Source organism: Burkholderia sp. Se-20378, from assembly GCF_017104665.1.
Classification (GTDB): Bacteria; Pseudomonadota; Gammaproteobacteria; order Burkholderiales; family Burkholderiaceae; genus Burkholderia; species Burkholderia lata.
This window is the reverse complement of sequence record NZ_JAAGPG010000514.1, coordinates 1-5,783: the sequence shown is the minus strand read 5'-3', so window position 1 is coordinate 5,783 and position 5,783 is coordinate 1. Positions and strand designations below refer to the sequence as shown.

General features: G+C 69.4%; 6 protein-coding genes. 4 read left to right on the top strand and 2 right to left on the bottom strand.

What is annotated here, in order from left to right; all coding sequences use genetic code 11:
• On the bottom strand, positions 1-723 hold a 723-nt coding region (locus tag G3N93_RS32580), incomplete at its 3' end, for an MFS transporter (RefSeq protein WP_206134805.1).
• A 174-nt stretch (positions 724-897) separates the two neighbouring features.
• Between G3N93_RS32580 and G3N93_RS32575 the strand changes: the two genes are divergently transcribed.
• The gene (locus G3N93_RS32575) at positions 898-1,764 is read left to right on the top strand and encodes a LysR family transcriptional regulator (RefSeq protein WP_206134804.1); all 867 of its coding nucleotides are present in this window, start codon (positions 898-900) and stop codon (positions 1,762-1,764) included.
• A gap of 51 nt (positions 1,765-1,815) precedes the next feature.
• Here G3N93_RS32575 and G3N93_RS32570 read toward each other — a convergent pair whose 3' ends face one another.
• Positions 1,816-2,166: a VOC family protein gene (locus tag G3N93_RS32570; protein ID WP_047903137.1), complete on the bottom strand. Its 351-nt coding sequence runs from the start codon at positions 2,164-2,166 to the stop codon at positions 1,816-1,818.
• A gap of 259 nt (positions 2,167-2,425) precedes the next feature.
• Here G3N93_RS32570 and G3N93_RS32565 point away from each other — a divergent pair, with 259 nt between their 5' ends.
• The 3 genes from G3N93_RS32565 to G3N93_RS32555 form a co-directional block, all read left to right on the top strand.
• Positions 2,426-3,565, top strand: a complete 1,140-nt coding sequence (locus tag G3N93_RS32565) for an LLM class flavin-dependent oxidoreductase (protein WP_011355016.1) — start codon at positions 2,426-2,428, stop codon at positions 3,563-3,565.
• Positions 3,566-3,733: 168 nt separating this feature from the next.
• Positions 3,734-4,927, top strand: a complete 1,194-nt coding sequence (locus G3N93_RS32560) for an acyl-CoA dehydrogenase family protein (protein ID WP_206134803.1) — start codon at positions 3,734-3,736, stop codon at positions 4,925-4,927.
• A gap of 10 nt (positions 4,928-4,937) precedes the next feature.
• The coding region (locus tag G3N93_RS32555) for an FAD-binding protein (RefSeq protein WP_206134802.1) at positions 4,938-5,783 on the top strand (846 nt) is incomplete at its 3' end.

Below are 5,783 nucleotides of genomic sequence, written 5' to 3'. Positions count from 1 at the left end.
TGACTGGAGTGCTGACGTGTGCTCTGCCGGTCTGGCGAGCCCGGCTGCCCACGCGGCGCGATGCGCGGGCATCGGCGGGTCGATCGCGAGTGACAGCGCGATCATCGCGACCGACAGCAGCGCACAGCCGATGAAGTCGAACGGCGGCGGCTGTTGCGCCTGGTCGTGCGGCAGGTAGCGCTGTACGGCCAGGAAGCCGACCACGCCGACCGGCACGTTGACGATGAACACCCAGTGCCACGAAATCGCCTGCGTCAGCCAGCCGCCGAGCGTCGGCCCGACGATCGGCCCAAGCTGGCCGGCGATCGACACGAACGCGATCGCCGCGACGTACTGTTCGCCCGGCACGCGGCGCAGCACGGCGAGCCGCCCGATCGGCAGCAGCATCGAGCCGCCGATGCCCTGCAGCGCGCGCGCGGCGACGAGCTGGCCGAGCGTATGCGACGCCGCGCAGCCGATCGACGCGAGCACGAACACGAGAATCGCAAGCGAGAACACGCGGCGCGTGCCGAACCGGTCGGCCAGCCAGCCCGACGCCGGTGTGAGCATCGCCATCGTCAGCGTATAGACGACCACGACCGGCTGCATCGCGAGCGGCGACGCGTGCAGGCTTTGTGCGATGGAAGGCAGGGCGGTGTTGACGATCGTCGTGTCGAGCGACTGCATGAAGAATGCAGCGGCGACGATCCAGAGCAGCGCGGAGTGTGTGGGTTCCCGGGACATGGCGAAATCGGTGGTGCGAAGGCCGGCGCGGGTGGCGCCGTTACGCCGTTACGCGGTTGCGCGGTTGCGCGGCGCCTGCCGGTCTTCAAGCGCACGATGGTACCGATTCCGATGGTCATCGGGAAGCCGCCTCAAGACGTTGACTGTCATCGGTAATACCGATGACAATGCGCCATGCTCAATCCCGTCTGGCTCAACACGTTCGCGACCGTCACGAACTGCCGCAGCTTCACCGAAGCAGGCCGGCAGCTCGGGCTCAACCAGTCGAGCGTCAGCGAACACATCCGTCGTCTCGAAGAGAGCGTCGGCCGGCGGCTGTTCGTGCGCGACACGCATTCGATCGCGATGACGGCCGACGGCGAGGCGCTGCTGGTGCATGCGAACGTGATCCTGCAGGCGCTGAACCGCGCGGAATCGCAGTTCCGCAAGCCGAGGCTGCAAGGGCTGGTGCGGCTCGGCGCACCGGACGACCTCGCGCTCGTCGCGTTGCCGGACGTGCTGGCCGGGTTCCGCGCCGCGCACCCGGACGTCGCACTGGAGATCACCACCGGCATGACGAGCCGGCTCTATGAAGGGCTGGATGCGGGCGCGCTCGACCTGATGATCGGCAAACGGCGGCTCGGCGAGCGGCGCGGCACGCCGCTGTTGCGCACGCGGCTCGAATGGGTCGCGCGGCCCGGCACCGTCGTCGATCCGGAGCGGCCGCTGCCGCTCGTGCTGGTCGCCGAGCCGAGCGTGACGCGCGCGATCGTCCTGAACGCGCTCGCGGAGAAGGGGATCGGCTGGGAAGTCGTGTGTTCGAGCAGCAGCCAGCCGGGCTGCATCGCGGCCGCGCGCGCGGGGCTCGGCCTGACCGCGACGTCGCACTATCTGTCGACGCGGGGGCTCGCGCCGCTGGTCAACGGCGACGCGCTGCCCGCGTTGCCCGACATCGAATTCATCGCACTGGCCGCGAAGCGGCTCAGCCAGCCGGCGCGCACGCTGCTCGAATTGCTGGAAGCGAGCGACCTGAGCACGCCGGGCGCAGACGCGGACGCGTAACGGATCCGCCACGCGCGCGGCGCCCGCATCCGGCGCCTGCGCCGCGTGCCGTCATGCGGACCGTTTCTGCGAAATCACGAGCAGCGCGCCGTTCTTGTCCTCCAGCACCGCGCGGTATTCATGCGGCCCGGCCTGCACGGGCACGCGCACCGATGCGCCGGCCTTCACGACCCGCGCCATCGCCGCATACAGGTCGTCGTCCTCGTCCACGCGCAGCGTGAGCGCCGCGCGCTCGACGATCTGCTCGTCGCCCGCGACCAGTGCGATCGTCAGCGGGCCGCCGTCGAGCGCGCAATAGCGGTCGCCGTCGCGGAACTTCACGTTCAGGCCCAGCCCGTCGACGAACAACGGCAGCGCCGTGTCGATGTCGTCGACCGGATACAGCAGCATCGAAACCTTCATCCCCTCTCTCCCTTGTCGTTGGTCGGCGCGCGCAACGCGCCCGCCGTTCGATGCTAGCGCGCCGTTCGCTGCGTTACGCAGTCCGATCGGATGACGGTGAAACCCCTCTGTCCCCACCGGCGTGCCGGTACTCCGAACAGACGATGTCTGCGCCCGTCCACGCGCCGACACTCCCATTCGTGGACCGTCGCGCTTCGTCCGTATCGTGCGGGCGGGCTGCACGACCCCGACTCGTCCAACATACATGGAGACGCACGCAATGAAGTTTTCCCTCATCTACGAAGCCCAGACCACCGACGCATCGCGCGAGGGCGACCACCGGGTGTTCAAGGAGACGGTCGAACAGGCGCTGCTCGCCGAGCAGGTCGGCTTCGACACGATCTGGTGCGTGGAGCACACGTCGCTGACCAACTATGCGCACATGAGCGCGCCGGAGACCTTCCTCGCCTACCTGGCCGGCCGCACGACGCGCATCGGCCTCGGCCACGGCGTCGTGTGCCTGCCGCCGGCGATGAACCACCCGATCAAGGTCGCGGAGCGCGTCGCGCTGCTCGACATCCTGTCCGGCGGCCGCGTGCACTTCGGCGTCGGCAAGGGCGGCAGCCAGCAGGAAGCCGGCGCGTTCGGCTACGACCTCAACGAACTGCAGCCGATGATCGACGAATCGATGTACCTCGTGCCGAAGATGTTCGTGCAGGACGAGATCGAGCACGACGGCAAGTACATCAAGATTCCGAAGCGCCCGATCCACCCGAAGCCGTTCCAGGATCCGCACCCGCCGATGTACCTCGCGTGCACCAACACCGACGCGCTGCTGCGCGCCGGCCAGCGCGGGATGGGCGCGCTGGTGCTCGGTTTCGGCGGCCCCGACGAAGTGGCGAAGAAGAACGCCGTGTACCGCGAAGCGTGGGCGAACCGCAAGCCGGAAGACCAGGTCGGCTTCCGCCCGACCCAGCACCTCGCGGCGCTGTGCCCGACGGTCGTGATGGCCGACGGCCAGGCCGCCCGCAAGATCGGCATCCGCGGCCAGCGCTACTTCATGGAATCGCTCGCGTACTGGTACACGGGCGGCGAGCGTCCGGACCCGGCGAAGTGGGGCGACGACCTCGTGCAGGCCGATACCGGCGAAATGGTGATCCGCTCGCGCTTCGCATCGGAGGAAGTCGTCGTGAACTTCGCCGATCCGGCGCTCGCGATGATGAACCCGAACCATGCGTACGGCACGGTGGACGACTGCATCGGCTATGTCGGCCGCCTGCAGGAGGCCGGCGTCGACGAAGTGCTGTTCCTGTGCCAGATGGGCACGGTGCCGCACGAGGCGCAGATGGAGACGATCCGCAACATCGGCGAGCACGTGATCCCGTTCTTCAACAAGGAGAAGGAGCGCGCCTGCGCGTGATGCACCGGGCCGCGCCCGTCGTCCCGTCCGGTCGGACGATGCGGCGCGGTCGCGCGAAGCCGACCATCGGTGGTGGCGAGCATCGCCCGCGGCCAGGCCGCGCCGAACAACTTTGAACGAGAGCGGGCCACGCGCCGCGGCGCATCACCCGCTTCACAGGAGACATTCGTGCATCGCGACAACGATTCGAACGCACTGGCCGCCACGCTGATCGCCCGGGCCGAGGCACTGGCGCCGACGCTGGCCGGCCGCGCCGCGCAGGCAGACGCGCAGGGCCGGATCCCGGCCGAGACGATCGCCGACATGCAGGCCGCCGGCTTCTTCAAGGTGCTGCAGCCGAAGCGCTACGGCGGCTACGAGCTCGACCCGCAGGCCTTCTTCGACATCCAGATGGCGCTCGCGCGCGGCTGCATGTCGACCGCGTGGGTGTACGGCGTCGTCGGCGTGCACAACTGGCAGCTCGCGCTGTTCGACGAGCGCGCGCAGCAGGACGTGTGGGGTAACGATCCGGCGACGCTGATCGCGTCGACCTACATGCCGGTGGGCCGCGTGACGCCGGTCGACGGCGGCTTCCGCCTGTCGGGCCACTGGAAGTTCTCGAGCGGCAGCGAACTGTGCGAATGGGTGTTCCTCGGCGCGCTGGTGCCGCCGGCCGTTGCCGGCCAGCCGCCCGAATACCGCACCTTCCTGCTGCCGAAATCCGATTACCGGATCCAGCAGGACTGGGACGTGCTCGGCCTGCGCGCGACGGGCAGCCACGACATCGTCGTCGACGACGTGTTCGTGCCCGCGTACCGCACGCACAAGGCCATCGACGGGATGATGGGCACGAGCCCCGGCCTCGCCGTCAACGACGCGCCGCTGTTCAAGCTGCCGTTCGCGCAGATCTTCGTGCGCGCGGTGTGCACGTCGTGCATCGGCGCGCTGCAGGGCGCGCTCGACGATTTCACCGGCTATGCGGCGACGCGCGTGTCGGCCAACAGCGGCGCGAAGACGACCGACGATCCGGGCGCGCAGAACGCGTGCGCGAACGCGGCCGTCGCGATCGACGAGATGAAGGTGCTGCTCAAGCGCAATTTCGCGGAACTGATGGCGTCCGTCACCGGCGGCCCGGCCGTGTCGATCGAGCGCCGCGTGCATTTCCGCTATCAGTCCGCGCAGGTCGCCGAGCGTTGCGCGCAGGCCGCGAACGCGCTGCTGCGCTACGCGGGCGGCAACGGCATCTATCACCGCAATCCGCTGGTGCGCCGCTTCCTCGACCTGCATGCGGCCCGCGCGCACTACGCGAACAACGTGGACCGTTTCGGCCAGAACCTCGGCGCCGTGATGCTCGGCCGCGAGAACACCGACTTCTTCATCTGACGGAGACGCGATGAACGACCCGCAAGCACAGCAATACGTGTTCGACGTGGTGGTCGTCGGTTCGGGCGCCGGCGCGCTGCTCGCCGCGTGCCGCGCGGCCGACCGCGGCCTGTCCGTCGTCGTGATCGAGAAGACGGCGCTGTACGGCGGCACGTCGGCCGTCTCGGGCGGCGGCATCTGGGTGCCGTGCAACCACCACATCGCCGAGCTGGGCGCGACCGATTCGCGCGAGGCCGCGCGCGGCTACATCGAAGCCTGCGTGGCCGGCGAATCGACGCCCGAGAAGATCGACACGTATCTCGACCGCGCGCCGGAGATGCTGCGCTACCTGGAATCGAAGACGCCGGTGCGTTACCAGTCGCTGCCGAAATACGCGGACTATTTCCAGAAGGTGCCGGGCGCGATGCCGGGCTATCGCGCGCTCGATCCGATGCCGTTCGACGGCGGGCTGCTCGGCGACGAGCTCGACCGGCTGCGGCCGGCGTCGCCCGGTACGCTGATCGGCGGGCGCGTGGCCGTGACGTCGAAGGAGGCGCACACGCTGTTCTCGCGCGGCCCCGGCTTCATGAAGCTCGCGATCGCCCAGTTCGGCCGTTACTGGCTCGATATCGGGATGCGCCGCCGGACGCGGCGCGACCGGCGCCTGACGCTCGGCAACGCGTTGATCGGCGGGCTGCGCCGCGCGCTGCTCGATCGCAACGTGCCCGTGTGGCTCGACACGCCGATGCGCGACCTGCTCGACGTGGACGGCCGCGTGACGGGCGTGCGCGCGCAGCGCTTCGGCCAGCCCGTGACGATCGCCGCGCGACGCGGCGTGATCCTCGGCGCGGGCGGCTTCGAGCGCAACCAGCCGATA

Bases quoted from the DNA above. Each gene is read 5' to 3' on its own strand.
- G3N93_RS32565 (WP_011355016.1), top strand. From the start codon at position 2,426: ATGAAGTTTTCCCTCATCTACGAAGCCCAGACCACCGACGCATCGCGC.
- G3N93_RS32575 (WP_206134804.1), top strand. From the start codon at position 898: ATGCTCAATCCCGTCTGGCTCAACACGTTCGCGACCGTCACGAACTGC.
- G3N93_RS32570 (WP_047903137.1), bottom strand. From the start codon at position 2,166: ATGAAGGTTTCGATGCTGCTGTATCCGGTCGACGACATCGACACGGCG.